The sequence below is a fragment of the Streptomyces sp. NPDC002564 genome, assembly GCF_042889645.1.
Taxonomy (GTDB): Bacteria; Actinomycetota; Actinomycetes; order Streptomycetales; family Streptomycetaceae; genus Streptomyces.
On the sequence record NZ_JBIARE010000001.1, the window covers coordinates 172,736 to 197,114 of the forward strand.

At 72.3% G+C, this 24,379-nt stretch carries 26 protein-coding genes and 3 tRNA genes; 23 read left to right on the forward strand and 6 right to left on the reverse strand.

The window, feature by feature from the left end; translation table 11 throughout:
- Positions 1 to 253 precede the first annotated feature (253 nt).
- The 3 genes from ACFYXE_RS00835 to ACFYXE_RS00845 form a co-directional block, all read right to left on the reverse strand.
- Positions 254 to 913, reverse strand: coding sequence for a response regulator transcription factor (locus tag ACFYXE_RS00835; protein ID WP_361165127.1), 660 nt, complete (start codon positions 911 to 913; stop codon positions 254 to 256).
- A gap of 248 nt (positions 914 to 1,161) precedes the next feature.
- Complete coding sequence (locus ACFYXE_RS00840; RefSeq protein WP_389307712.1) at positions 1,162 to 2,523, reverse strand: sensor histidine kinase; 1,362 nt, start codon at positions 2,521 to 2,523, stop codon at positions 1,162 to 1,164.
- A gap of 184 nt (positions 2,524 to 2,707) precedes the next feature.
- Positions 2,708 to 3,913, reverse strand: coding sequence for a sensor domain-containing protein (locus ACFYXE_RS00845; RefSeq protein ID WP_361165068.1), 1,206 nt, complete (start codon positions 3,911 to 3,913; stop codon positions 2,708 to 2,710).
- 251 nt (positions 3,914 to 4,164) lie between these two features.
- Here ACFYXE_RS00845 and ACFYXE_RS00850 point away from each other — a divergent pair, with 251 nt between their 5' ends.
- The 14 genes from ACFYXE_RS00850 (at position 4,165) to ACFYXE_RS00915 (ending at position 16,891) form a co-directional block, all read left to right on the forward strand.
- On the forward strand, positions 4,165 to 4,554 hold the full coding sequence (locus ACFYXE_RS00850; RefSeq protein ID WP_150171008.1) for an NADH-quinone oxidoreductase subunit A: 390 nt from the start codon (positions 4,165 to 4,167) through the stop codon (positions 4,552 to 4,554).
- Entirely contained in the window at positions 4,545 to 5,180 is a 636-nt protein-coding gene (locus ACFYXE_RS00855) for an NADH-quinone oxidoreductase subunit B (RefSeq protein WP_389307715.1), read from the forward strand. The genes ACFYXE_RS00850 and ACFYXE_RS00855 overlap by 10 nt, the downstream gene beginning before the upstream one ends.
- Positions 5,177 to 6,517 carry an NADH-quinone oxidoreductase subunit C gene (locus ACFYXE_RS00860; RefSeq protein ID WP_389307717.1) on the forward strand — a complete coding sequence of 447 codons (1,341 nt, stop codon included), beginning with the start codon at positions 5,177 to 5,179 and terminating at the stop codon, positions 6,515 to 6,517. Before ACFYXE_RS00855 ends, ACFYXE_RS00860 begins: the two co-directional genes overlap by 4 nt.
- Positions 6,514 to 7,482: a complex I subunit 1 family protein gene (locus ACFYXE_RS00865; RefSeq protein ID WP_361165061.1), complete on the forward strand. Its 969-nt coding sequence runs from the start codon at positions 6,514 to 6,516 to the stop codon at positions 7,480 to 7,482. Before ACFYXE_RS00860 ends, ACFYXE_RS00865 begins: the two co-directional genes overlap by 4 nt.
- A complete protein-coding gene (locus ACFYXE_RS00870; RefSeq protein WP_389307719.1) occupies positions 7,482 to 8,090 on the forward strand; it encodes a NuoI/complex I 23 kDa subunit family protein in 609 nt (202 codons plus the stop codon). Before ACFYXE_RS00865 ends, ACFYXE_RS00870 begins: the two co-directional genes overlap by 1 nt.
- A gap of 32 nt (positions 8,091 to 8,122) precedes the next feature.
- Positions 8,123 to 8,812: an NADH-quinone oxidoreductase subunit J gene (locus ACFYXE_RS00875; protein ID WP_389309433.1), complete on the forward strand. Its 690-nt coding sequence runs from the start codon at positions 8,123 to 8,125 to the stop codon at positions 8,810 to 8,812.
- Complete coding sequence (nuoK, locus tag ACFYXE_RS00880; protein WP_389307721.1) at positions 8,812 to 9,243, forward strand: NADH-quinone oxidoreductase subunit NuoK; 432 nt, start codon at positions 8,812 to 8,814, stop codon at positions 9,241 to 9,243. The genes ACFYXE_RS00875 and nuoK overlap by 1 nt, the downstream gene beginning before the upstream one ends.
- The gene (locus ACFYXE_RS00885) at positions 9,240 to 11,249 is read left to right on the forward strand and encodes an NADH-quinone oxidoreductase subunit L (protein ID WP_389307723.1); all 2,010 of its coding nucleotides are present in this window, start codon (positions 9,240 to 9,242) and stop codon (positions 11,247 to 11,249) included. Before nuoK ends, ACFYXE_RS00885 begins: the two co-directional genes overlap by 4 nt.
- Positions 11,250 to 11,255: 6 nt before the next feature.
- Complete coding sequence (locus ACFYXE_RS00890) at positions 11,256 to 12,848, forward strand: NADH-quinone oxidoreductase subunit M (protein WP_389307725.1); 1,593 nt, start codon at positions 11,256 to 11,258, stop codon at positions 12,846 to 12,848.
- A complete protein-coding gene (locus ACFYXE_RS00895; RefSeq protein WP_361165045.1) occupies positions 12,845 to 14,377 on the forward strand; it encodes an NADH-quinone oxidoreductase subunit N in 1,533 nt (510 codons plus the stop codon). The genes ACFYXE_RS00890 and ACFYXE_RS00895 overlap by 4 nt, the downstream gene beginning before the upstream one ends.
- Before the next feature lie 192 nt (positions 14,378 to 14,569).
- Positions 14,570 to 15,433 carry a zinc metalloprotease HtpX gene (gene htpX / locus ACFYXE_RS00900; RefSeq protein WP_389307728.1) on the forward strand — a complete coding sequence of 288 codons (864 nt, stop codon included), beginning with the start codon at positions 14,570 to 14,572 and terminating at the stop codon, positions 15,431 to 15,433.
- The gene (locus ACFYXE_RS00905; RefSeq protein WP_306332632.1) at positions 15,430 to 15,825 is read left to right on the forward strand and encodes a YccF domain-containing protein; all 396 of its coding nucleotides are present in this window, start codon (positions 15,430 to 15,432) and stop codon (positions 15,823 to 15,825) included. Before htpX ends, ACFYXE_RS00905 begins: the two co-directional genes overlap by 4 nt.
- Before the next feature lie 86 nt (positions 15,826 to 15,911).
- Positions 15,912 to 16,448 carry an SMI1/KNR4 family protein gene (locus ACFYXE_RS00910; RefSeq protein ID WP_361165037.1) on the forward strand — a complete coding sequence of 179 codons (537 nt, stop codon included), beginning with the start codon at positions 15,912 to 15,914 and terminating at the stop codon, positions 16,446 to 16,448.
- A 176-nt stretch (positions 16,449 to 16,624) separates the two neighbouring features.
- Positions 16,625 to 16,891, forward strand: a complete 267-nt coding sequence (locus tag ACFYXE_RS00915; protein ID WP_389307730.1) for a GlsB/YeaQ/YmgE family stress response membrane protein — start codon at positions 16,625 to 16,627, stop codon at positions 16,889 to 16,891.
- Between the two features lie 111 nt (positions 16,892 to 17,002).
- Here the strand turns inward: ACFYXE_RS00915 and ACFYXE_RS00920 are convergent, their stop codons facing one another.
- Positions 17,003 to 17,491 carry a YajQ family cyclic di-GMP-binding protein gene (locus ACFYXE_RS00920; RefSeq protein ID WP_361165031.1) on the reverse strand — a complete coding sequence of 163 codons (489 nt, stop codon included), beginning with the start codon at positions 17,489 to 17,491 and terminating at the stop codon, positions 17,003 to 17,005.
- Between the two features lie 196 nt (positions 17,492 to 17,687).
- Here ACFYXE_RS00920 and ACFYXE_RS00925 point away from each other — a divergent pair.
- A tRNA-Tyr gene (locus ACFYXE_RS00925) sits at positions 17,688 to 17,769 on the forward strand.
- Positions 17,770 to 17,987: 218 nt separating this feature from the next.
- Positions 17,988 to 18,200, forward strand: coding sequence for a hypothetical protein (locus tag ACFYXE_RS00930; protein WP_361165028.1), 213 nt, complete (start codon positions 17,988 to 17,990; stop codon positions 18,198 to 18,200).
- A 15-nt stretch (positions 18,201 to 18,215) separates the two neighbouring features.
- On the opposite strand, the gene ACFYXE_RS00935 is transcribed toward ACFYXE_RS00930, so the two are convergent.
- Together ACFYXE_RS00935 and ACFYXE_RS00940 are read right to left on the reverse strand one after the other, a co-directional pair.
- Entirely contained in the window at positions 18,216 to 18,872 is a 657-nt protein-coding gene (locus ACFYXE_RS00935; RefSeq protein WP_361165025.1) for an SDR family oxidoreductase, read from the reverse strand.
- 205 nt (positions 18,873 to 19,077) lie between these two features.
- Positions 19,078 to 20,382: an amidohydrolase family protein gene (locus ACFYXE_RS00940; protein ID WP_389307734.1), complete on the reverse strand. Its 1,305-nt coding sequence runs from the start codon at positions 20,380 to 20,382 to the stop codon at positions 19,078 to 19,080.
- Between the two features lie 243 nt (positions 20,383 to 20,625).
- On the opposite strand from ACFYXE_RS00940, the gene ACFYXE_RS00945 reads away from it, so the two are divergent.
- From ACFYXE_RS00945 to ACFYXE_RS00975, 7 genes are all read left to right on the forward strand, one after another.
- Positions 20,626 to 20,698, forward strand: a tRNA-Thr gene (locus tag ACFYXE_RS00945).
- Positions 20,699 to 20,745: 47 nt separating this feature from the next.
- Positions 20,746 to 20,818, forward strand: a tRNA-Met gene (locus ACFYXE_RS00950).
- 88 nt (positions 20,819 to 20,906) lie between these two features.
- Positions 20,907 to 21,071 (forward strand): 50S ribosomal protein L33, encoded by a 165-nt coding sequence (rpmG, locus tag ACFYXE_RS00955; RefSeq protein WP_004571794.1) that lies wholly within the window; start codon positions 20,907 to 20,909, stop codon positions 21,069 to 21,071.
- An 86-nt stretch (positions 21,072 to 21,157) separates the two neighbouring features.
- The gene (locus ACFYXE_RS00960; protein WP_361165019.1) at positions 21,158 to 21,622 is read left to right on the forward strand and encodes a MaoC family dehydratase N-terminal domain-containing protein; all 465 of its coding nucleotides are present in this window, start codon (positions 21,158 to 21,160) and stop codon (positions 21,620 to 21,622) included.
- 4 nt (positions 21,623 to 21,626) lie between these two features.
- Complete coding sequence (locus tag ACFYXE_RS00965) at positions 21,627 to 22,055, forward strand: MaoC family dehydratase (RefSeq protein ID WP_361165016.1); 429 nt, start codon at positions 21,627 to 21,629, stop codon at positions 22,053 to 22,055.
- Between the two features lie 123 nt (positions 22,056 to 22,178).
- Positions 22,179 to 22,745 carry a TetR/AcrR family transcriptional regulator gene (locus tag ACFYXE_RS00970; RefSeq protein ID WP_389307737.1) on the forward strand — a complete coding sequence of 189 codons (567 nt, stop codon included), beginning with the start codon at positions 22,179 to 22,181 and terminating at the stop codon, positions 22,743 to 22,745.
- 108 nt (positions 22,746 to 22,853) lie between these two features.
- On the forward strand, positions 22,854 to 24,341 hold the full coding sequence (locus ACFYXE_RS00975) for a DHA2 family efflux MFS transporter permease subunit (RefSeq protein WP_389307739.1): 1,488 nt from the start codon (positions 22,854 to 22,856) through the stop codon (positions 24,339 to 24,341).
- Positions 24,342 to 24,379 lie beyond the last annotated feature (38 nt).

Below are 24,379 nucleotides of genomic sequence, written 5' to 3' on the forward strand. Positions count from 1 at the left end.
ACGACCGGCGCTCCCAAGGTCCACCCTACGTCTGTAAGGGTCGCCTTCCCGGGGTTGCGCGCATTCTGGATGGACTTCCGGGACACCGTGATGCACTGGTCTGTCATGTTTTGCCTCGCCCCCCGGCCCTTCATTAGAGACGCCCTCGGCTCATCCTTTGGTTCTAGGGCTTACTCCCGCTCGACTTCCGCTCGCATGTGACGCTCCGTGGCGGCCCGTCGACGCCACGGATATCTGACAGGGTGTCAGTTGTTCACGAGTTCAGATAGGTGAGGACCGCCAGGACGCGGCGGTGATCCCCGTCACTCTGGGACAGGCCGAGCTTCAGGAAGATGTTGCTCACGTGCTTCTCGACGGCCCCGTCGCTCACCACGAGCTGCCGGGCCACCGCGGAGTTCGTCCGTCCTTCGGCCATCAGGCCGAGTACCTCGCGTTCGCGCGGAGTAAGCCCCGCGAGGACGTCCTGTTTGCGGCTGCGCCCCAGGAGCTGCGCCACGACCTCCGGGTCCAGCGCCGTGCCGCCCTCGGCGACCCGCACCACCGCGTCGACGAACTCCCGCACCTCGGCGACCCGGTCCTTGAGCAGATAGCCCACACCCCGGCTCGACCCGGCCAGCAGCTCGGTCGCGTACTGCTCCTCCACGTACTGCGAAAGGACCAGGACCCCCAGGTCCGGGTGCTGGTGGCGCAGGTACACGGCGGCCCGCACCCCCTCGTCGGTGTGCGTCGGCGGCATCCGCACGTCGGCGACGACCACGTCCGGCAGGCTGTCCTGCGCGGCGAGCTCGGTGATCGTCTTGATCAGCGCGTCCGCGTCCCCCACCCCGGCGACCACGTCGTGCCCGCGGTCGGTCAGCAGCCGGGTCAGGCCCTCCCGCAGCAGCACCGAGTCCTCGGCGATGACCACCCGCACGTTGTCCTCCACTGTTCGGCCCCCCGGCACATTTCGGTCCCCCGCACGCGCTCTGCGGCCCGCATCGGTCCGGCGGCGGCCGGGACCGGCCGCACACGCGGCACCTCAGTATCGCGCGATCCGGGGCGGCCCACCGGCACGGCCGCCGGACCGGTGCGCGCCCGCACAGCGCCCCGCCCCCGGCTCGGCGTACGAACCAGGGGCGGGGCGCGGGGCGCCGGCCGGCAGGGGGAGGGGCAAGGGGCAGGTCAGGCCTTGCGCCACGGCAGTTCGGCGGTGATCGTCGTCGGGCCGCCCGCCGGGGAGTCGACGACCAGGATGCCGTCGACCGCGCCCAGCCGGTCCGCGAGGCCCGCGAGGCCCGAGCCCGCCGAGACGTCCGCGCCGCCCCGGCCGTCGTCGGTGACCTGGAGCATGAGCCGGTCCTCGGCCCGCCAGACGTCGACGCCCGCCGACCGGGCCCCGCTGTGCTTGCTGATGTTCTGCAGCAGCTCGGAGACCGTGAAGTACGCGATGCCCTCGATGGCCGCCGCCGGGCGGCTCGTCAGGTCCACCTCCACCTGGACCGGCACCGTGCAGCGGGCGGCCACGGAGGAGAGCGCCGCGCTCAGGCCGCGGTCGGTGAGGACGGCGGGGTGGATGCCCCGGGCCAGGTCGCGCAGCTCCTGCAGGGCGACCTTCACCTCGCCGTGCGCCTCGTCGACCATGCGCGCGGCGGCCTCGGGGTCCTCGGTCAGCTTCTCCTTGGCCAGGCCCAGGTCCATGGCGAGGGCGACGAGGCGGGCCTGCGCGCCGTCGTGCAGGTCGCGCTCGATGCGGCGCAGATCGGCGGCCGCGGTGTCCACCACCACGCCCCGGTCCGACTCCAGCTCGACGACCCGGGTCGCCAGGCGCGAGGGGCCGAGCAGCCCGGACACCAGCAGGCGGTCCACGGTCGTCAGGGCCCGCAGGATCCACGGCGTGGCCAGCGTGATCAGCAGCCCGGTCGCCGCGGTGACGCCGATCTCGAAGGGGTTGTCGAGGTAGATGCGGTGGCCGTCGTCGCCGTAGAGCTGGATGCCGTCCTGCCCGCCGTACATCGGGAAGAGCCAGAACCACAGCGGATAGGTCAGCATCAGCCAGCCGTACGACCAGAAGACGACCGCGACGGTGAACGAGAAGACCGACCACGGCAGCATCAGCAGCGAGTAGAGGACGTGCCGCCAGGACGCGCCGCTCTTGAGGGTGGCGCCCATCAGCGCCATGAAGCCGCCGCCCCGCGGCCGCAGCGGCTCCGGCGCCGCGACGTCCAGGCCGAGCAGGGCGCGCGCCCGCGTCCGCTCCAGGGCGCCGATGCCGCGGCAGCCCGCGAGGCCGCCCGCGAGCACCGGGACACCGATGAAGGTGATCAGCAGGCCGGCGCCGAGCGAGAGCATCGTGACGGCGAAGACGAAGGACGTGATGCCGATCGGCAGACTCAGCACGGTGTAGCCGAACTCCCGCCAGGCGCGGCCCTCGACCGGCGCCCGCAGCGCGGCGGGCAGCCGGTGGCGCCGCCCCCCGGCGTCGTCGTGCCCCCGGAAACCCGGCCGCTCGCCGTGCGCGTACCCCTGTCCGTACTCCGTGGCCATCGCTGCCGTCCGTTTCTGCGTCGGTGTCCTGCCGGGGCGCCCGGCTCCGTGTCGGTGTCCTGCGGGTTCGCCCGGTCGTCCGGTGCTCCGGCCGCCGGGTGCTCCGGTCGCCGTGCTTCAAGAATCGCCGCCGCGGCGCCGCGCGACCATGGAGCACGTCGGCGTCTCGGACGGGGGGTTTTCCCTACCTCCGGGCCGCGGGACGGGTACCGGACACGCCGTCCGCCGCGCGGTCCCGCCACGGCAGCTCCGCCGTGACCGTCGTGGGCCCGCCCTCCGGCGAATCGATCACGAAGAGGCCGTCCACCGCGCCGAGCCGGTCCGCGAGCCCCGCCATGCCCGTGCCGCCGTCGAGCCGCGCCCCGCCGCGCCCGTCGTCCCACACCTGGATCAGCAGCCGCTCGTCCGCCCGCCACACCTCGACGCGCGCCGACCGGGCCCCGCTGTGCTTGCTGATGTTCTGCAGCAGCTCGGAGACCGTGAAGTACGCGATGCCCTCGATGGCCGCCGCCGGGCGCTCCTTCAGCTCGGCGGTCACCTGCACCGGCACCGTGCAGCGGGCGGCCACGGAGGAGAGCGCCGCGCTCAGGCCGCGGTCGGTGAGGACGGCCGGGTGGATGCCCCGGGCCAGGTCGCGCAGCTCCTGGAGGGCCAGCTTCACCTCGCCGTGCGCCTCGTCGACCATCGAGGCCGCCGCGTCCGGGTCCTCCAGGAGCTTCTCCTTGGCGAGGCCGAGGCCCATGGCGAGGGCGACGAGGCGGGCCTGCGCGCCGTCGTGCAGGTCGCGCTCGATGCGGCGCAGATCGGCGGCCGCGGTGTCCACCACCACGCCCCGGTCCGACTCCAGTTCGGCGATGCGCCGCTCCAACTCGTCGGAGGGCGAGAGCAGTCCGCGCACCATCATCCGGTCGGCGTTGGTCAGGCCGCGCACGACGAAGGGCAGCACCGGCCAGAGCACGACGAGCCCCACCAGCGTCACCGCGAAGGTCAGCACGCCCCAGGGCAGCCGGATGAACGCGTACAGCATGGTCCGCCAGCCCACCGGATCCCGCAGGCCCGACCACACCCGGCCGAGCAGCCCCTGGCCGGGCCGGGGCCGCAGCGCGCTCGGCTCCTCGACGTGCACGCCCAGCAGCCTCCTGGCCCGCCCCCGCTCGAACCGGCCGAACAGCCGCGCGCCGCCCAGCGCCAGGGCGAGCAGCGGCAGACCGACGACCGTCACCGTCAGGCCGACGCCCAGGGACAGCGTGGTCACCGCGTAGACGAAGCCGACGAGCCCGGCCGGCAGGTTCGCCAGCAGATGGGCGATCTCCCGCCAGGTGTGCGGGTCGTACGCGAAGCGGGCGGGCGGCGGCCGGTCGTCGTGCGGCGGCAGGGTGCGTGCGGTCATACGGGCCAGCGTGCCCGGCCCGGCGCCGCGGCGCCATGAGGGCGCCCGCCGGACCGGCGGGGGGATAACCCCACCCGTCACCCCGGTGAGGGCCCTCACCGCCCCGGCGGTCCGCGGCCGGAGCCCGTCGCCGTGGCCCGGCCGATGCGTGACGCTCTGCTTACCGGGGCTTTAGCAGGCCCTAGACTCCCGTGCGTACAGATCGTCGAAAAGGGTCAGGGTCAAGGACGGTCAGGGAGTGAGGGACTGACGTGCACGTGACGAACGTCGCGGCGAGCTACTACCAGTCGTACTCCGTCGTCGGACTGCTCGCCGTCGTGGGCGTGCTGTTCGTCGCCGTGGCCTTCGGCGCGGGGCGGCTGCTGCGCCCGGTGGTGCCGACCCCGGAGAAACTCCTGACGTACGAGTGCGGCGTCGACCCCGTCGGCGAGGGCTGGGCCCACACCCAGGTCCGCTACTACGTCTACGCGTTCCTCTACGTGATCTTCGCCGTCGACTCGATCTTCCTCTTCCCCTGGGCGACGATCTTCGCCGCGCCCGGCTACGGCGCGACGACGCTCGTGGAGATGTTCATCTTCCTCGGCTTCCTCGCCGTGGGCCTGCTATACGCATACAAGAAGGGCGTCCTGACGTGGACGTGACCCCCGCCGCCTCCTCCGACAAGCCCGCCGGGACGAACGGGCGGGCCGTGCCGCTCCCCGAGCCGAAGCGGCTCGGCGCGCTCTCCCGCCTCGCACCCGAACCGATGAAGGTGGTCCTCAACTGGGGCCGCCGCTACTCGCTCTGGGTCTTCAACTTCGGCCTCGCCTGCTGCGCCATCGAGTTCATCGCCGCGTCCATGGCACGCCACGACTTCATCCGGCTCGGCGTCATCCCGTTCGCGCCGGGGCCGCGCCAGGCCGACCTGATGGTCGTGTCCGGCACGGTCACGGACAAGATGGCGCCCGCAGTGAAGCGCCTGTACGAGCAGATGCCCGAGCCGAAGTACGTCATCTCCTTCGGCGCCTGCTCCAACTGCGGCGGCCCGTACTGGGACTCGTACTCCGTCACGAAGGGCGTCGACCAGATCATCCCCGTCGACGTGTACGTCCCCGGCTGCCCGCCGCGCCCCGAGGCACTGCTCCAGGGCATCCTCAAGCTCCAGGACAAGATCGCCCGGGAGTCGCTGGGGGAGCGGTACGGGACCGCGGGCCGCCCCTCCACGGCGGCGCTCCGCAGCGGCCTGGTCCAGGGTCCTGCCGCGCCGACGGGGGAGGCCCGGACATGACCGGCTGGCTGCCGAGCCCCGTCGAGGAGCTCTTCGGCGCGCAGGCCACGGCCGAGGAGTCGTACGACGTCCTGACCGTCGACGTCCCGCCCGCCGCGTGGATCACCGCCCTCGAAACCGCCCGCACGACGCTGGCCTGCACCTATTTCGACTGGCTGAGCGCCGTCGACGAACCGGGCACCGGCTTCCGCGTCGCCGCCCACCTGGTGGCCCTCGCGCCGGTACGCCGGCTGCTGCTGCGCACCACGGTCGCGCACGACGCCCCGGTGCTCGCCTCCGCGGTCGGCGTCTACGCGGGCGCGGCCTGGCACGAGCGCGAGACCCACGAGATGTTCGGCGTGACGTTCGAGGGCCACCCCGGACTGACCCCGCTGCTCCTGCCCGACAGCTTTGAGGGGCACCCGCTGCGCAAGGACTTCGTCCTCGCGGCGCGGGTCGCCAAGGCGTGGCCGGGCGCCAAGGAGCCGGGCGAGTCCGAGCACGGCGGCCCCAAGCGCCGCCAGATGCTCCCGCCCGGCGTGCCCGACCCGAACGAATGGGGCCCGCTGAAGGGCACACTCCCGGCGGCCCCGGCCCGCCCGGCGCGCGGCGCGGGGCGTGCGGCGGGGGCGGGGCGTGCGGCTGGGGCTGCTGGTGCGGCGGCGGGTGCTGGTGCTGGTGCCGGTGCGGCTGGGGCTGCGGGTGCGGCTGGGGGTGAGCGTCCGGCGCGCAGGACCCGCTCGGCGAGTCAGGGGTCGGCGAGTCAGGGTGCGGCGAGTCAGGGTGCGGCTGGGCAGGGTTCGGCCGGGGCGGCGGATTCGGAGGTGCGGGGGCGGTCCGCTGAGGCGCCCGGAGCGTCCGGAGCGTCCGGAGCGTCAGGCGCATCCGAGGCGGCGTCCCGGCCGCCGAGGCGCTCGCGCAGCGCGAGCCAGGGCTCGGCCTCGCAGCGGGTGACGCCGCCTGCGGCGGAGCCGGCACCTGAGCCGAAGTCCGCGTCTGCCACGGGTCAGGCGGCCGAGCCCGGCACGGGTCAGGCGGTCGAGCCCGGCACGGGTCAGGCGGCCGAGCCCGGGGCGAAGGCCGGGTCCGCGCCGTCCCCCGCCCCGCGCAGCTCCGACGCCCCGTGGCACCACGCCCGCCCGGCGTTCGACGACACCGCCCGCACCCCGCGGCCCGAACCCGGCGCGGCCCCCGAGCCGTCGGAGCCGTCCGGGGCGTCGGAGCCGTCCGACCCGGCGCCGCCCGAGAACCCTGACCACCCCGAGAACCCTGACCACCCCGGAAACCCCGGCACCCCCAAGAACCCCGAGAACCCCGAGCCCCCCAAGAACGGCGACCGCACAGGAGGCACCGAGTGAACGACGCCCTCGACGTCGCCCTGCGCCTCGTCATCGTCTTCGCGGTGTTCCTGGTCCTGCCCCTGGTCATCGGCCAGACCGAGCACAAGGTGATGGCCCACATGCAGGGCCGCCTCGGCCCCATGCACGCGGGCGGTTTCCACGGCTGGGCCCAGCTCGTCGCCGACGGCGTGAAGTTCGCCCAGAAGGAAGACGTCGTCCCGGCCGAGGCCGACCGCCGCGTCTTCCAACTGGCCCCCGCGATCGCCCTGCTGCCCTACCTCCTGGTGCTCGTCGCGATCCCCGTGGGCCCCGGCGAGGGCGCCGTCGGCGAGGTCGTCGACGCGGGCATCTTCTTCGTGCTCGCGGTGATGGGCATCGGCGTCCTCGGCTCGCTCATGGCGGGCTGGGCCAGCGCCAACAAGTTCTCCCTCCTCGGCGGCCTGCGCACCGCCGCCCAGCTCCTCGCCTACGAACTGCCGATGCTGCTCGCCGCCGCCTCGGTCGCGATGGCCGCGGGCACGGTCTCGCTGCCCGGCATCGTCGACGCCTTCGAGTGGTGGTGGCTGCCCTGGCAGATCGTCGGCGCCCTGGTCTTCTTCGTCGCCGGCCTCGCCGAACTGCAGCGCCCGCCCTTCGACATGCCGGTCGCCGACTCCGAGATCATCTTCGGCGCGTACACCGAGTACACGGGCCTGCGCTTCGCCCTGTTCCTCCTCGCCGAGTACGCCGGGATCGTCGTCCTGTGCGGCCTGACCACCGTCCTGTTCCTGGGCGGCTGGCACGGCCCGTGGGGCGCCGACGGCCTCGGCTGGGTCTGGACCCTGCTGAAGACGGCCGTCCTCGCCTTCGTCGTCATCTGGCTGCGGGTGTCCTACCCCCGCCTGCGCGAGGACCAGCTCCAGCGGCTCGCCTGGACCCTCCTCGTGCCCCTCGCCCTCGCGCAGATCGCGCTCACCGGAATCGTGAAGGTGGCGATCAACTGATGCCCCCCGTCCCCGGGTCAGGCCTCGCCAAGGGCCTCGCCGTCACCCTCCGCACGATGACGAAGAAGACCGTCACCGAGCAGTACCCGGAGCACCAGCCCGAACTGCCCCCGCGCACCCGCGGCGTCATCGGCCTGTTCGAGGAGAACTGCACGGTCTGCATGCTGTGCGCCCGCGAGTGCCCGGACTGGTGCATCTACATCGACTCCCACAAGGAGACGGTGCCGCCCGCCGCCCCCGGCGGCCGCGAGCGCAGCCGCAACGTCCTCGACCGCTTCGCCATCGACTTCGCCCTCTGCATGTACTGCGGCATCTGCATCGAGGTCTGCCCGTTCGACGCGCTCTTCTGGTCCCCGGAGTTCGAGTACGCCGAGACCGACATCCACGAGCTCACCCACGAGCGCGACAAGCTCCGCGAGTGGATGTGGACCGTCCCGGCCCCGCCCGCTCTGGACCCCGGCGCCGAGGAGCCGAAGGAGCTCGCCGCCGCCCGCAAGGCCGCCGAGAAGCTGGCCGCGGCCCAGGCGACCGCCGAGCCCGCAGCCGGGCACGCGACCGAGCCCGCGGCCGAGTCCGCACCCCGGCCCGCACCGGAGGGAGACGCGTGAGCCTCGCAGCAGCCGCCACGACGGCCGCGACCGTGACCGCGAACGCGACCGGCGCCACCGAGAGCTTCCTCTCGCCGACCGGCGTCGAGATCGCCTTCCTGCTCGTCGGCCTCGTCACCCTCGGCGCGGCCGTCATCACGGTCACCACCCGCCAACTGGTGCACGCCGCGCTGTGGCTGGTGGTCGCGCTCGGCGGGCTCGCCGTCGAGTACCTCCTGCTGACCGCCGAGTTCATCGCCTGGGTGCAGGTCCTCATCTACGTCGGTTCCGTGGTCGTCCTCCTCCTGTTCGGGCTGATGCTCACCAGGGCGCCCATCGGCCGCTCCCCGGACGCCGACTCGGGCAACCGGCCGGTCGCGTTCGCCGTGGCCCTCGTCGCGGCCGCCGCCCTGGTCTGGGTCGTCGTCGACGCGTTCCGCACCACGGTGATCGACCTGGACGGCGCCGCCCAGGGCTCCACGGACGTGACCGGCTCGATCCTCTTCCGGCACTGGGTCCTGCCCTTCGAGGCCCTCTCGGTCCTCCTTCTCGCCGCCCTCGTCGGCGCGATCGTCCTGTCCCGCAAGAAGCCGGCCGACGCCGAAAGCCCGTCCACGGCCGCGAGGCCGACGGCCCAGGCCCCCGCCGCCGAGGACCCCGCCGCCCAGGACTCCAAGGCCGAGGACTCGAAGGCTCAGGACTCGAAGGCCCAGGATTCCAAGGCCCAGGAGGAGAACCGCTGATGCACCTCCACCTCGCCTACCCGGCCGTGCTCGCCGCCCTCCTCTTCTGCGTCGGCCTGTACGGCGTCCTCGCCCGGCGCAACGCGATCCTGGTCCTGATGTCCGTCGAGCTGATGCTCAACGCGGTCAACCTCAACCTGGTCGCCTTCGACGTCTGGCTCCGCGACTCCCTCCACGCGGGCCAGGCCCTGACGCTCTTCACCATCGCCATCGCCGCCGCCGAGATCGGCATCGGCCTCGCGATCGTCCTGGCGGTCTACCGCAACCGCGGCAGCTCCGCCGTCGACGAACTCCGCGACACCGCCGAGGGCCCCGCGGACACCGAAGACCCCGCAGACACCGAAGACCCCGCAGACACCGACTCCGACCCGCAGCAGGCACGGCAGTCGGCCGGGTCGGCGCAGTCGCAGAAGGCCGAGGCCAGCGCGTGACCACGACCACCCTCGCCGTCCTCGTCCCCCTCCTGCCGTTCCTCGGCGCCGCCGCGGGCCTGCTGCTGGGCCGCCGGGCGCCCGGTCTGGTCCGCCCGCTCGCGGTGCTGCCCACGCTGACGGCGCTGCTGCTCGCGGTGGTCGTGGCCGTCCGTCAGGGCGGCGGCGCCGGCGGCGGCACGGCGTCCCTGGACGCCGCCACCGAACTCACCCCGACCGGCTCGGTCCCCATCGAGCTGGCCCTGCACATCGACGGCTTCGCCGCCCTGGTCGCCGTCCTGGTCGGCCTCGTCGCGTCCTGCGTGCAGATCTACTCGACGGGCTACCTCCGCGAGGACCCGCGCTACCCCTCGTACGCCGCGCTCGTCTCCCTCTTCACCTCCGCGATGCTGCTCGTCGTCTACTCCGGCGACCTGATGGTGCTCCTGGTCGGCTGGGAGATCATGGGCATCTGCTCGTACTTCCTGGTCGGCCACTACTGGGAGACCCCCGAGGCGCGCGCCGCCTCCCTGAAGGCCTTCCTGGTCACCAAGCTCGGCGACGTCCCCTTCCTGATCGGCCTGTTCGCGCTCGCCGCCGACACCGGCTCCTTCCGGATCACGACGATCCTCACGAAGGTCGCGGACGGCGGACTCGACCACCCGACGCTCATCGCCCTGCTGCTCCTGGCGGGCGTGGCCGGCAAGTCCGCGCAGTTCCCGCTGCACACCTGGCTGCCCGACGCGATGGCCGGCCCCACGCCGGTCTCCGCGCTGATCCACGCCGCGACGATGGTCGCCGCCGGTGTCTACTTCGTGGCCCGGCTCCTCCCGGTCTTCGCCGCCTCCGCGGCCGCCCTGGTCGTCCTCGCCGTCATGGCCGCCGTCACGATGGCCGGCTCGGCCCTCGCGGCGCTCGCCCAGGACGACATCAAGCGCGTCCTCGCGTACTCCACGATCGGCCAGCTCGGCTACATGACCGGCGCCCTGGCCGTCGGCGACCGCGGTGCCGCCGTCTTCCACCTCCTGTCGCACGGCGCCTTCAAGGCGCTGCTGTTCCTCGCGGCGGGTGTGATCATCCACGCCGCCGGCACCAACTCGCTGGCCGCCATGTCCCGCATGAAGGGCTTGCGCGACCGCATCCCCGACGCCTACTGGACGATGACCGTGGCGCTCCTCGCGCTCGCCGCGATCCCGCCGTTCAGCGGCTTCTTCTCCAAGGAGGCCGTGCTCGGCGCCGCCGAACACACGGCCACGGGCCACGCCGGGTCCGCGCCCACCGCGGCGGGCTGGATCGTCCTGGTCGCCGGTCTGCTCACCGCCCTCCTCACCGCCGCCTACGCGACGCGCCTGTGGCTGCTCGCCTTCCACGGCAGCGGAACCGAGGCCCCCGACCACGGGAAGCAGCCGGTCACCATGACGGCCGTGCTGTGGGTGCTCGCCGTCCCCTCCCTCGCCTTCGGCCTCACCGTCGGCGCCCTGCCGGACTGGTTCGACGGCCATGCGCTCACCCCGACGCTCACCACCTCCGTGCTCGGCACGGGCATGGCGCTCGTCGGCGCGCTGGTCACCTACGGCGCGTGGCGGCACACCACCGCGCTCGCCGCCCGGGTCCCGCTGGGCGCCGTCGCCGCCGACCCGGACGCCGACGGGGGTGTGGTCGAGGCGGAGGCCATCGCCAGCCACGCGCCCGCCTACGGAGACGTCGCCTCGGCCCAGGACCCGGCCGACCCCGGCCGCCTGCTGCTCGGACCGCTGCACCGGCACGCGGCCGTCGGCTTCCACCTCGACGCCGTCTACGCCACGCTGTTCGTACGCCCCGTCCGGGCTTCGGCGGACCTCGTCCGCTTCCTGGACCGCGAGGTCGTCGAGACATACGTGCGCGGTGCCGGTGCGGTGCCCCGCCGGCTCGGCGCGGCCGTCCGCCGCGCGCAGACCGGCAACGTACAGACCTATCTGAGCGCGCTGCTCGCAGGCGCGGTCGTCCTGGCCGTCGCCGCCGTCCTCGTCGCCACCGCCGGAGCGTGAGCAGCCGTGATCGGTATCAGTGAGTCCGTGATGCAGTTTCTTCTGGCGTTGATCGTCGTCGGCCCGCTCGTCGGAGCCGTGGCCGCCCTCCTGCCGGCCCCGCCCGGGCTGAAGGGAAAGTCGCCCGACCAGGCGGTGCTGCGCCACGGCGTGGTCGTGACCGGGGCGATCCTGCTCGCCGCGATCGTCCTCGCACTCGGCTTCGACCATGACCAGCCGTCAAAGATGCAGGCCACGACCGATATCAGCTGGATCCCCGCACTCGACGTGCGCATCCACCTCGGCATCGACGGCATCTCGCTCCCCCTTCTGGTCCTGACCGCGCTGCTGACCTTCCTCTGCGCGCTGTACAGCTACTTCAACATGCCGGCGGGCCCGTCCCCCCGGGCCTTCGTCGCGCTGATCCTGCTCCTGGAGTCCGGCACCCTCGCGACCTTCGCCGTCCTCGATCTGCTGCTGTTCTTCCTGGCGTTCGAGATGGTGCTCATCCCGATGTACTTCCTCATCGCCCGCTGGGGCGGCGCCCACCGCACGCAGGCCGCCTGGAAGTTCATCCTCTACACGCTGCTCGGCTCCGTCGTGATGCTGCTCGGCCTCCTCCTGATCGGGCTCAAGTCCGACACCTTCGACATGGTGGCACTCGCCACTGACAACGGCCGGGGCCTGACCACGTCCGTGCAGGTCATCGCCGTTCTGGCGATCGGGATCGGGCTCGCGGTCAAGACGCCGATGTGGCCGCTGCACAGCTGGCTGCCGGACGCCCACACCGCCGCGCCCACCGTCGGTTCGGTCCTGCTGGCCGGCGTGATGCTGAAGATGGGCACGTACGGATTCGTGCGGATCGTCCTGCCCGTCGCACCCGACGGCATGCGGGAGTTCGCCCCGTACCTCGCCGCCTTCGCGGTCGTCGGCATCATCTACGGATCCCTGGCCTGCCTCGCGCTCGCCAAGCAGGGCGCGAAGGGCGACCTCAAGCGCCTCATCGCCTACTCGTCCGTCGGGCACATGGGCTTCGTCCTGCTCGGCATCGCGACGATGAGCCCGACCGGCGTGAACGGCGCGCTGTTCGCCAACATCGCCCACGGCCTCATCACCGGCCTGCTGTTCTTCCTGGTCGGCGCGTTGAAGGACCGCACGGGCAGCACCGACCTCGACTCCCTCGCACAGGAGTCCGGCGCGGCCCTCTACGGCAAGGCGCCCCGCCTCGGCGGCCTCCTCGCCTTCGGCGCCGTCGCCTCGCTCGGCCTGCCCGGACTCGCCGGGTTCTGGGGCGAGATGCTCGCGCTGTTCGGCGCGTTCGACCCCGCCGACGACCTGAGCCGCCCCGCCTTCCTCACCTTCATGGCCATCGCCGCCTTCGGCACCCTGCTCACCGCCGCGTACATGCTCATCGTCGTACGCCGCGTCTGCATGGGCCCGATGCCGAAGGCCGCGCCCGACGGGCCCGCGCCCCAGGCGCTCGCCGACGTCCACGGCTACGAGTTCGCCGCTTGGACCCCGCTCGTCGCCCTCACCGTCCTCGCCGGCCTCTGGCCCGCGGCACTCCTCGGCCTGACCGACCCGGCCGTGCAGAAGCTCCTCACAGGAGGCAAGTCGTGACCGTGGCCGCCGAAAGCGCCGCAAGCCTCGTCCAGTCCGTCGACTGGCTCGCGATCGCGCCGCCGACCATCGCCGCGGCCGTCGGCCTCGTCGTGCTCGTCGCCGACCTCTTCGTGGGCGACGGGAAGAAGGCGGTCCTCGGCTGGATCTCCGTGGCGGGCCTGGCCGCGGCCGCCCTCGCCCTGCTGCCCCTCCTGGACGACGACCGCTCCACCTTCTGCCTGACCGGCGGCGGCACCGACGCGTGCAGCTACACCGCCGACCGCTTCACCCTGGTCATCCAGCTCCTCGTCCTCGGCGGCGCCCTGCTCGCCGCCCTGCTCTCGCTGAGCACCCTCAAGGACTCCGGCGACGAACTGCCCGCGGGGGAGTACTGGTTCCTGCTGCTCTCCTCCGCCGCCGGCGCCGCCCTGCTGCCCGCCTCGCGCGACCTCGCGACGCTGATCGTCGCCCTGGAGGTCGCCTCCCTGCCGGCGTTCGCCCTCGTCGGCCTCCGGCGCGGCGACAAGCGCTCCTCCGAAGCGGCCCTGAAGTTCTTCCTCTCCTCGGTCACCGCGACCGCGGTCAGCCTGATGGGCGTCAGCTTCGTCTACGCGTCGACCGGCACCCTGCACCTCACGGAGATCGCCACCGAGCTCCAGGACGTCGACGGGCAGCTGCAGACCCTGGCGCAGACCGGCGTCGCCCTCACCCTCGTCGGCTTCGCCTTCAAGGTGGCGGCCGTGCCCTTCCACTTCTGGGTGCCCGACACCTACGTGGGCGCCCCGCTGCCCGTCGCCGCCTACCTCTCCGTCGTCGGCAAGGCCGTCGGCTTCACCGGCCTCATCCTGGTCACCGTCGTCGCCTTCCCGTCCTACGCGGACGTCTGGGGCCCGGCCCTCGCCGTCCTCGCGGCGCTCACCATGACGGCGGGCAACGTGGCGGCCCTGCGCCAGCGGGCCACGCGCGCGTACAGCGCGGTCCGCCTCCTCGCCTGGTCCTCGGTCGGCCAGGCCGGCTACCTCCTGGTGCCGATCGCCGCCGCCGGATACGCCGACGACACCGCCGAGGCCCAGAAGGCGATCGGCGCCACCGTCGCCTACGCCCTGATGTACGCGGCCGTGAACCTCGGCGCCTTCGCCGTGGCCGCCCTCGTCGGCCGCACCCGGCGCCTGAACCGCGTCAGCGACTACCGCGGCCTGTACGCACGCAGCCCGCTGGCCGCCCTGGTCCTCGGCTTCTTCCTGCTCTGCCTGGCCGGTCTGCCGCCCGGCATCATCGGCCTCTTCGCCAAGGTCACGGTCTTCTCGGCCGCGGTCGACGCGGGGCTCGGCTGGCTCGCCGTCCTGATGGCCGTGAACGTGGTGATCGCGCTCTTCTACTACCTCCAGTGGACCGCGCTCCTCTTCCGCGCCCCCGAGGGCGAGCCGGTCAAGCACCGCGTCCCGGCCCCGCTCACCGCGGCCATCGCCCTGACGGCGGTCCTCGGCGTCGCGCTCTCCGGAGCCCCCCAGCTCATCCTGCGGTTCTCCGACACCGGCCTGTTCTGACCCGCGGACCCCGCCGCGCGCCGTCCGCCCCGGCCGCGGCCGGGCCCGTCACCCGCGCGGCCTACACCGCTCCTGCGTGCACAAGGGAACTAGTGCTCCCCGCCTGGCGTTGACCAGTACGGGAGGGTCCACTGAACAGTGGAAGCACCAGTCAGCAGAGGGTTCCCCCACGCACCACCAGGAGGGCGTACCGTGCACCGCCGGCACAACGGGTTGAAGACTGCCGTACTCCTCGGGGGACTGTCCGCGCTCATCCTTGTCATCGGCAGTTTCTTCGGGCGTACAGGCCTGGTCGTCGCGCTTTTCGTGGCGATCGGCACCAATGCGTACGCGTACTGGAACAGCGACAAGCTCGCCCTGCGCGCCATGCGCGCCCGCCCGGTGAGCGAATTCGAGGCCCCCGATCTCTACCGCATGGTCCGCGAGCTCTCCACCCAGGCCCGCCAGCCCATGCCCCGCCTGTACATCTCGCCCACCGAGGCGCCGAACGCGTTCGCGACCGGCCGCAATCCCCGCAACGCCGCGGTGTGCTGCACCGACGGCATCCTGCGGATCCTCGACGAGCGCGAGCTGCGCGGCGTCATCGGGCACGAGCTCAGCCACGTCTACAACCGGGACATCCTGATCTCCTCGGTCGCGGGCGCGCTCGCCTCCGTGATCATGTTCCTGGTCAACTTCGCCTGGCTGATCCCGGTCGGCCGGTCGAACGACAACGAAGGACCGGGCATCTTCGGGATGCTCCTGATCATGCTGCTCGGGCCGCTGGCGGCCTCCGTCATCCAGCTCGCGATCAGCCGCTCCAGGGAGTACGAGGCGGACGCGTCCGGCGCCCAGCTCACCGGCGACCCCCTGGCCCTGGCGAGCGCCCTGCGTAAACTCGACGCAGGGACCAAGCAGTTGCCGCTCCCGCCCGAGCCCCGTCTCGAGACGGCGAGTCACATGATGATCGCTAACCCCTTCCGTCCGGGGCAGGGCATGTCCAAGATGTTCTCCACGCACCCGCCGATGGCGGAGCGCATCGCCCGACTCGAACAGATGGCAGGTCGTCACCAGTGAAGACAATCCTCAACGTCATATGGCTGGTCCTCTGCGGCTTCTGGATGTTCCTGGGCTACCTGCTGGCGGGCGCCCTGCTCTGCATCACGATCATCGGCATCCCGTTCGGCCTGGCCAGCTTCCGCATCGGCCGCTATGCCCTGTGGCCCTTCGGCTACACGACGGTCGAGCGCCGCGACGCGGGCGCCCCCTCCTGCCTGGGCAACGTCCTGTGGCTGGTCCTCGCGGGCTGGTGGCTCGCCATCGGCCACATCGTCACCGGCTTCCTGCTCTGCGTCACGATCATCGGCATCCCCCTGGGCATCGCCAACTTCAAGCTGATCCCGGTCTCCCTGCTGCCCCTGGGCCGCGAGATCGTCCGCACGGACCAGCCGTTCGCCGCGCGTTACTAGGGCCTGTCCGACGGATCCGGGCGCGGGGGTCCGGCCGCAGTGCGGCCGCGCCGCCGATTGTCAGTGCCGTGGTCCACGATGAACTCATGACGCACACCGAGCAGTTGCTGGCCCGTGTCGCCGACGAGGCGCGCGCCATCCGCCCCTGGGGCTGGGATGCTCTGCCCGCCCCGGCGGACGCGGACACCCTGGCCCGCGCGGAGGCCTCCCTCGGCTTCGCCCTGCCGCCGCTGCTCGCCGCGCTCTACACCCGCGTGGGAGACGGCGGATTCGGCCCGGAGTACGGCCTGTTGTCCCTGCTCGAAGGAAAGTCCTCCGGAGGCGAGCCGGCCGTCGTCGAGAAGTACCTCGCGCTGCGCGCCGCCGACGAGGGCTGGCCCGAGGGCGTGCTGCCGATATCCCACTGGGGCTGCGCGATGTACGCGTGCGTGGACTGCCGCACGGACGACGCCCAGGTGCTCCTCTACGAGCCCAACGGCGGCGACGCGCGCAACGCCTGGTTCGTCGACGCCCCGAGCCTCACGACCTGGCTCACCACCTGGCTCGACGGCACGGGGTGGTACGAGGAGGACAACGACGACGTGGACCTGCCCTCCTGGCGGGACGCCCGCCTGCCCGCGTGAGCCGCCGAGCACCGTGACGACCGCTGTGGCGTGTGCCGCACCGCCTGTGGCGTGCTCCGCACCGCCTGTGGCGTGCGCCGCACCGGGGAGATCTCCGCAACCGTGCCGGTGTGCGGCGACGTCCTTCAGGGCAACAGCGCATCAAGCTCACCGCGCGAGAAGGGTCAGGTCACCGCATGGGCATCGTCAGCTGGATCGTTCTGGGGCTGTTGGCCGGAGCCATCGCCAAACTGCTGCTGCCCGGCCGCGACCCGGGCGGCTTCCTCGGCACGACCGCCATCGGCATCGCCGGCGCCTTCATCGGCGGCTGGATCTCCGCCCGCTACCTCGACCGCCCGATCACCAACCAGTTCTACGACGGCGCCACCTGGGCCGCGGCCATCGGCGGCTCCCTGGTCCTGCTCGTCGCCTACCGCATCCTCTTCGGCCACTCACGACGCTGAGGCACCGTCACCGCCGTCCCCCCCGCGCCGTGGCCGACAGCAAGGGCGGGCACCCGTCCGGGGTGCCCGCCCTTGGCCGTCGTACGACGGAGAAGTGCCGCCGCGCGTGACCTACCGGTAGTTCACGAACTGCAGCGCGAAGTCGAAGTCCTGCCCCTTGAGCAGCGCCTGCACGGTCTGCAGGTCGTCCCGGCTCTTCGAGCTGACCCGCAGCTCGTCACCCTGGACCTGCGCCTTGACGCCCTTGGGGCCCTCATCGCGGATGATCTTGGCGACCTTCTTGGCGTTCTCCTGGGAGATGCCCTCCTCGATGGAGGCGAAGATCTTGTACTCCTTGCCGGACAGCTGCGGCTCGCCCGCGTCCAGCGCCTTCAGCGAGATGCCGCGCTTGACCAGCTTGGACTGGAAGACATCGAGGATCGCCTTGACCCGCTCCTCGCCGCTCGCCTCCATCAGGATCTTCTCGCCGGACCACCCGATCGAGGCACCCGTGCCCTTGAAGTCGTAACGCTGCGAGATCTCCTTGGCGGCCTGGTTGAGGGCGTTGTCGACCTCCTGCCGCTCGACCTTCGAGACGATGTCGAAACTGGAGTCGGCCATGTCCTGTGGCTCCTTGTATCGGGGTGTGCGTACTCAGCGGATAAACGGCCGACGGACGCCGGCTGCGTCCGCAAAGCCTAGCCACCGCCCCCGCGCGGGGTGCCGATCAATCGGGTGGCGAAGCACCCCCGTGCATCAGGTATCGTTTACGTCGTTGCCACGGAGCACCGCGAAAGCGGGGCCAGGCAGCAACCCCGGCGGTGTGCCCGAGCGGCCAAAGGGAGCAGACTGTAAATCTGCCGGCTCAGCCTTCCCAGGTTCGAATCCTGGCGCCGCCACACGGGAACAAAGGGCCCGTGACCTGAGAGAAATCCAGGTCACGGGCCCTTTGCCGTGCATTCTGCGCCTTTTCCGGAGGAGCGCCGCACGTCGCCCCCGCAGCCGCGGGGGAGTGGCCTGAATCCGCGCCTGCGCCGCCACCCCGCGCCGGGCCGCCCCACCCGCCGAGCAGCCCCGGCAGCGCGCCTCACGCGGCCGTCCTGGGCACACTGATCACATGTCGTCCCGTCGCAGGAACTGCCCCGAGTGCCGCCGTGAGATCGCCGTCGTGGGCGGCAGGTTCGCCCGCCACGACCCGCCCGGGCCGCGCGGCACCGGCGAGCTGATCTCCTGCCCCGGCTCCCGCAGACAGGCCCAACTGGGCGCCGCGCAGCCCGCGCTGGACGGCTATGTGGTCCCGGACTGCCCGGGGCAGCTGCCGCTGTTCTGAGCGGCGCCGGGGCCGTCAGTTCCCGGCGACCGACTTGGCCGCCACCGACACCGGCACCGAACCGCCGACCAGCTCCAGCGTCAGACCGGCCGTCGCGGGCGTCTCCAGGAGCTCCGCGAGCACCGCGGCGACGTCGTCCCGGGGGACGGGGCCGCGGCCCGTGGACGCCTCCAGGCGGACCAGACCGGTGCCCGCGTCGTCCGTCAGCATCCCGGGGCGCAGGATCGTCCAGTCCAGGCCCGCACGCGCGCGTACGGCCGCGTCGGCCTCGCCCTTGGCCCGCAGATAGGCGTCGAAGATCTCGTCGCCCTGGTGGGCCGGATCGGCGCCCATCGACGACACGACGATGTAGCGCCGCACACCGGCCCGCTCCGCCGCGTCCGCGAAGAGCACCGCCGCGCCCCGGTCCACGGTGTTCTTGCGGTCCGCGTCGCTGCCCGGCCCCGCGCCCGCCGCGAAGACGGCCGCGTCGGCGCCGCGCAGGTGCTCGGCGACCTCGTCGACGGACGCCGACTCCAGGTCGCACAGCACCGGTTCGGCACCGGCCTCGCGCAGATCCGCCTCCTGCCCCGCATTGCGGATCAGTCCGGCGACTTCGTCACCGCGCGCGGCGAGCAGACGCTCCAGCCGCAGCGCGATCTGACCATGACCTCCAGCGATGACAATGCGCATACTCCCGACCGTACGACAGCGCGGACGCCGACGCTCAACGCACGCGTGAGGGACCGGTGAACCACCGAACGCACGCACGCGTGGCGGCCGTCCCGCAACGCCCCCACGAGGCCCCCCGGGAGGACCCGGTCACGTGCCCTGCCGCCCGCGGTGTCCCAGCACCGCCGGCCGCCGCCGCGCGCGGGGCAGCGGCCCGTCCGCCGGCTCACGCGGGCGGCTCGTCGCCCTTCGGGCGTCCGGGAGTCGACCCCTGCGACCCCGTGGAACCGGCGGCGCGTCCCTGCCGCGGCAGGTCCAGTGCCACCGCGGCGGCGGAGTCGCAGTACTCGCGCACCGCACTGGTCCGCGCCACGACCCGCCCCCGATGCACCACGATCCGGCTGTACGCGAGCGACAGCGCGCCCGCGAGGCGGTCGCCGCGCACGGCCAGCAGCTCGGCGGGGAAGCCCGCCTCCACCCGGACCTCCGGCAGCCCCATGGCCGCCCGCGCCGCCCCGCTCACCGCGTCGTAGGCGTCCTGCGGACGCAGCCCGCACCGCGAGGCCAGCAGGAACGCGGCCTCCAGCGGATCCCCGCGCCCCACCGGGTTCGACACGTCCCGCATGGCCCCGCTGCCCGCCGCGACCCGCACACCGGCCGCCCGCAGCAGCCGCACGGGCGCCGCCCCGCCCCGCTCCGCGCTCCCGCACCCGCCCTGCGGCAGGCACACCACCGTCACCCCGGCCGCCGCGAGCTGTTCCGCGGTGCGCGCCGCCACGTCCGACGGCAGCCGACCGAGGCCGCCGCACGGCCCGATCGTCACGCCCGCCCGCAGCCCGCCCGCCATCGCCGCGAGCCGCCCGAGCCGCGCCGGATCGTCACCGTCCGTATGCAGGTCGACGGGACAGCCGTGCTCCGCGGCGAGCTCCAGGACCGCCTCGGCGTACCCCGTCGGATCCGGGTCGAGATCGGGACAGCCGCCCACGACGGAGGCGCCCATCTTCACCGCGTCCCGCAGCATCGCGAGCCCGTCGGCGCCCGCGACGCCGGTCAGCAGCCGGGGGACGGCGACGGCCGTCAGGTCGACCAGACCCCGCAGCGAGCGCCGCGCCTGCAGCACCGCCTCCATCGGACCGAGGCCCTGGACGTCCCCGATCCGCACGTGCGAGCGCAGCGCCGTGGCGCCGTGCCCGAGCTGCAGCAGCGCGGCCTCGGTGGCCCTGCGCTGCACGTCCGGGACGTCGTAGCAGACCGGACCTGCCGTGTCCGCCGACAGCACCGTGTCGCCGTGGGCGTGCGGTTCCGCGGCGGCGGGCAGCAGCAGGTAGCCGGCGAGGTCCACGCGCGCGGCGTGCGTGGACAGGCTGCCGGCCGTGCCGACCGCCTCGATGCGGCCGCCGCCGAGCCGGACGTCCACGGTCCGGCCGTCGGTCAGCCGGGCGCCACAGAGCAGCAGGGCCCCGGAGTCGTCCGCGGGGCCGGAACCGGAGGCACCGGAGGAGTGGGGCTGCTGCGGCTGGCTGTCGGGCATCGCACTCCTGGGGCTCGGGGGGCGGCTGCGCTCGGCGGGGCGTCAAGATCACGCAGCGCGCGTCGAGCCTAGGGCGGCGAAAGGCCCGCTTCGCGGAGGAGCGGAATAGTCGTACCGGTGTGGTGCGAGTGCACGGAAGGGGCGGTCACAGACGCCTGAGGCGGGCTCCGTGCTGCCCTGTGCGGGCCCCGGCGAAACGGATTTGGGCGATCGGCGACCAACCGTGTAATGTCTTCATCGCTCGCCCCAATAGCTCAGTCGGTAGAGCGTCTCCATGGTAAGGAGAAGGTCTGCGGTTCGATTCCGCATTGGGGCTCTGATGTCGAGTGATCCTCGCCTTCGGGCGAGGGGATCCGGCATCGCAGCGGTGTAGCTCAGTCGGTAGAGCAAGCGGCTCATAATCGCTGTGTCACCGGTTCAAGTCCGGTCACCGCTACTCCTGGTAGCCGATTGTGGGGTCGGTCCTTCGATCGGCTACTCTTTTTTGCGTTCATCCGTCCATCCGTCCGTCAAGGAGCACTCACGTGGCTGCCACCGACGTCCGCCCGAAGATCACGCTGGCCTGCGTGGAGTGCAAGGAGCGGAACTACATCACCAAGAAGAACCGGCGTAACGACCCGGACCGACTGGAGATGAAGAAGCACTGCCCGCGCTGCAACGCGCACACTGCGCACCGCGAAACGCGCTAAACACAGGCTCGTACACGAGGCCGTCCCCGTTGTCTGGGGGCGGCCTCGTGTCGTTGGGGAAAACAATCGCAGGAGGTGCCGAGCCCATGGCGCTCGACCAGTCCTTCGTGGGGCGGTCCTATCCCCCCACGGATCCTTATGAGGTCGGCCGGGAGAAGATCCGCGAGTTCGCCGAGGCGGTGGGGGACGCGCATCCCGCGTACACCGACCCGGCGGCCGCCAAGGCGCTCGGCCACCCCGATGTGATCGCGCCGCCGACTTTTGTGTTTGCGATCACATTCAAGGCGGCGGGGCTGGTCATCGAGGATCCGCAGCTGGGCCTCGACTACAGCCGCGTGGTGCACGGCGACCAGAAGTTCGCCTACACCCGCCCGGTGCGCGCGGGGGACCGGCTCACGGTCACCTCGACCATCGAGTCGATCAAGTCGCTCGCGGGCAACGACATCCTGGACATCCGCGGTGAGGTCCACGACGAGGCCGGCGAGCACGTCGTGACCGCCTCGATCAAGCTCGTCGCGCGCGCGGCGGAGCCCGCGGCAGAGGGAGCGTGAAGCGATGACGGCGAAGATTTCCTACGACGACGTCGAGGTCGGCACCGAGCTGCCCGCCCAGACCTTTCCCGTGACGCGCGCCACCCTCGTCCAGTACGCGGGCGCCTCCGGTGACTTCAACCCGATCCACTGGAACGAGAAGTTCGCGCTGGAGGTCGGCCTCCCCGACGTCATCGCGCACGGCATGTTCACCATGGCCGAGGCGATCCGCGTGGTGACCGACTGGCTGGGCGACCCGGGGGCCATCGTCGAGTACGGGGTGCGCTTCACGAAGCCCGTCGTCGTCCCGAACGACGACAAGGGCGCCACCATCGAGGTCGGCGCCAAGGTCGCGGCCAAGCTGGACGACCGCCGCGTGCGGGTCGACCTGCTGGCCAAGAGCGGGGACCAGAAGGTCCTCGGCATGTCGCGGGCCGTCGTACAGCTGGCCTGACGGCCACCGCGACACACGTAGCGACCGGTAAGGGGCGCCCTCCTCCGCAGGGCGCCCCTTACGTCAATCCGCCTCCGTGCCGCACCGCTTGACGAGGTAGTGATTGACCACTAACTTACTCGCATGGTCAGGATGAGCGCAGAGGAGCGGCGCGAGAGCGTCATCCGCGCGGCGATGGTCGAATTCGCGCGCGGCGGCTACAAGGGCACCTCCACCGAGGCGATCGCCAAGCGGGTGGGCGTCTCGCAGCCGTACCTCTTCCGGCTCTTCCCGGACAAGCGCGCCATCTTCCTCGCCGCGTCCCGGCGGTGCTGCGAGGAGACCACGGAGGTCTTCCGTGCGACGTCCGAAGGCCTGGACGCGGAAGAGGCCGTGCACGCCATGGGGCAGGCCTATCAGGCGCTCATCGCCGAGGACCCGGACAAGCTGCTCATGCAGATGCAGATGTACGTGGCGACGGCCGCCGCGGAGGCGGCGGGCGACACGGAGTTCGGCGGGGAGCTGCGGGCCTGCTGGATGGAGATGTACGAGACCGTGCACCTCGCGATGGGGGCGGACGTCGACGAGACGACGACGTTCCTGGCCTACGGGATGCTGGTCAACGTCCTGGTGTCGATGGGCTTCCGGCCCGACCACCGGGTGTGGAGCGGCTTCTACGATTCGGCGCAGCCCAAGCAGCCCGAGCGGTGAGTCCGCGGGGGCGTGGGGGCGGGTTTTCGTACCCGTAAAAGTTAGTAATCAATAACTAAACTCAAAACTCAATGGCTGAACTCAGGGACTTCGATCACAGGGGGAGCGATGTCACAGCAAGAGGCACGGCGCGGGGGAGCCGCCTGGGCCCTCGTCATCACCAGCGTCGCCGGATTCATGGCGGCGCTCGACAACCTCGTCGTCACCACCGCCCTGCCCTCCATCCGCGAGGACCTCGGCGGCGCACTGCACGACCTGGAGTGGACCGTGAGCGCCTACACGCTCACCTTCGCCGTGCTGCTGATGTTCGGCGCGGCCCTCGGCGACCGGTTCGGCCGCCGCAGGCTCTTCATGGTCGGCCTCACCGTCTTCACCGGCGCCTCCGCCGCCGCGGCCCTCGCACCCGGCCTCGACGCGCTGATCGCCGCCCGCGCGGTGCAGGGTGTCGGCGCCGCGATCATGATGCCGCTCACCCTGACCCTGCTGACGGCGGCCGTGCCGCCCGCCAAGCGCGGCATGGCGTACGGCATCTGGGGCGCCGTCAACGGCCTCGCGGTCGCCAGCGGTCCGCTGATCGGCGGCACCCTCACCGAGCACGTCTCCTGGCAGTGGATCTTCTGGCTGAACGTCCCGCTGGGCCTGGCCGTGCTGCCGCTCGCCCGCCTGCGCCTCGCCGAGTCGTACGCCCCCGGGGCCCGCCTCGACATCGTCGGCACCGTGCTCGCCAGCGGCGGACTCTTCGGCATCGTCTACGCCCTGGTGCGCGGCCCCGTCGACGGCTGGGCCGGCGCCACCGTCCTGACCAGCCTGATCGCCGGCGCCGTGCTGCTCGGCGGCTTCGTGCGGCACGGGATCCGCGCGAAGGCGCCGATGCTGCCGATGCGCCTCTTCCGCAGCCGGGCGTTCGCCGGGATCAACGCCGCCAGCCTGCTGATGTTCCTCGGGATGTTCGGCTCGATCTTCCTGCTCAGCCAGTACATGCAGAGCGTCCTCGGCTACTCGCCCACCGAGGCGGGACTGCGGATGCTGCCCTGGACCGGCATGCCCATGCTGATCTCGCCGCTCGCGGGCTATCTCTCCGACCGGATCGGCGGTCGCCCGATCGTCGCCGCCGGACTCTTCCTGCAGTCCGTGGGCCTGGCCTGGTACGCGGTCGTGGTGGCGGTCGACGCGTCGTACGCGGTCCAGCTGCCCGCCCTGATCATCAGCGGCGTCGGCATGTCCCTGTACTTCGCCCCCGCCTCCAACCTGGTGATGTCCAGCGTCCGGCCGCACGAGCAGGGCATCGCCTCCGGTGCCAACAACGCGCTGCGCGAGGTCGGCGGCGCCCTCGGCATCGCCGTGATGTCCTCGATCTTCTCGGCGCAGGGCGGCTACCTGCCCGTGCAGAGCTTCATCGACGGGCTGCGGCCCGCTCTGTGGGTGGGCGCCGCGGTGGTGGCCCTCGCGGCCGTGGCGGCCCTGGCCATTCCCTCCCGCCGGAAGACGGAAAAGACGGAGAAGGCAGAGGGAGCGGAGGGAGCAGAGGGAACAGAGGGGCCAGGAGACGGGGAGACGGGCGCGCCCGGGCCCCATGACGACCTGGTCACCGTCTGAGCGACCGCCGGTCGACCCGGCGCACGACCACGCGCAAC

Excerpts from the sequence above, each read along its gene's own strand:
- ACFYXE_RS00845 (WP_361165068.1), bottom strand. The coding sequence starts at position 3,913 with ATGACCGCACGCACCCTGCCGCCGCACGACGACCGGCCGCCGCCCGCC.
- ACFYXE_RS00930 (WP_361165028.1), top strand. The coding sequence starts at position 17,988 with ATGTCGTCCCGTCGCAGGAACTGCCCCGAGTGCCGCCGTGAGATCGCC.
- ACFYXE_RS00960 (WP_361165019.1), top strand. The coding sequence starts at position 21,158 with ATGGCGCTCGACCAGTCCTTCGTGGGGCGGTCCTATCCCCCCACGGAT.
- nuoK (WP_389307721.1), top strand. The coding sequence starts at position 8,812 with ATGCACCTCCACCTCGCCTACCCGGCCGTGCTCGCCGCCCTCCTCTTC.
- ACFYXE_RS00860 (WP_389307717.1), top strand. The coding sequence starts at position 5,177 with ATGACCGGCTGGCTGCCGAGCCCCGTCGAGGAGCTCTTCGGCGCGCAG.
- ACFYXE_RS00840 (WP_389307712.1), bottom strand. The coding sequence starts at position 2,523 with ATGGCCACGGAGTACGGACAGGGGTACGCGCACGGCGAGCGGCCGGGT.
- ACFYXE_RS00970 (WP_389307737.1), top strand. The coding sequence starts at position 22,179 with ATGGTCAGGATGAGCGCAGAGGAGCGGCGCGAGAGCGTCATCCGCGCG.
- ACFYXE_RS00920 (WP_361165031.1), bottom strand. The coding sequence starts at position 17,491 with ATGGCCGACTCCAGTTTCGACATCGTCTCGAAGGTCGAGCGGCAGGAG.
- ACFYXE_RS00935 (WP_361165025.1), bottom strand. The coding sequence starts at position 18,872 with ATGCGCATTGTCATCGCTGGAGGTCATGGTCAGATCGCGCTGCGGCTG.
- ACFYXE_RS00870 (WP_389307719.1), top strand. The coding sequence starts at position 7,482 with ATGCCCCCCGTCCCCGGGTCAGGCCTCGCCAAGGGCCTCGCCGTCACC.
- ACFYXE_RS00915 (WP_389307730.1), top strand. The coding sequence starts at position 16,625 with ATGGGCATCGTCAGCTGGATCGTTCTGGGGCTGTTGGCCGGAGCCATC.
- ACFYXE_RS00975 (WP_389307739.1), top strand. The coding sequence starts at position 22,854 with ATGTCACAGCAAGAGGCACGGCGCGGGGGAGCCGCCTGGGCCCTCGTC.
- ACFYXE_RS00910 (WP_361165037.1), top strand. The coding sequence starts at position 15,912 with ATGACGCACACCGAGCAGTTGCTGGCCCGTGTCGCCGACGAGGCGCGC.
- ACFYXE_RS00965 (WP_361165016.1), top strand. The coding sequence starts at position 21,627 with ATGACGGCGAAGATTTCCTACGACGACGTCGAGGTCGGCACCGAGCTG.
- ACFYXE_RS00940 (WP_389307734.1), bottom strand. The coding sequence starts at position 20,382 with ATGCCCGACAGCCAGCCGCAGCAGCCCCACTCCTCCGGTGCCTCCGGT.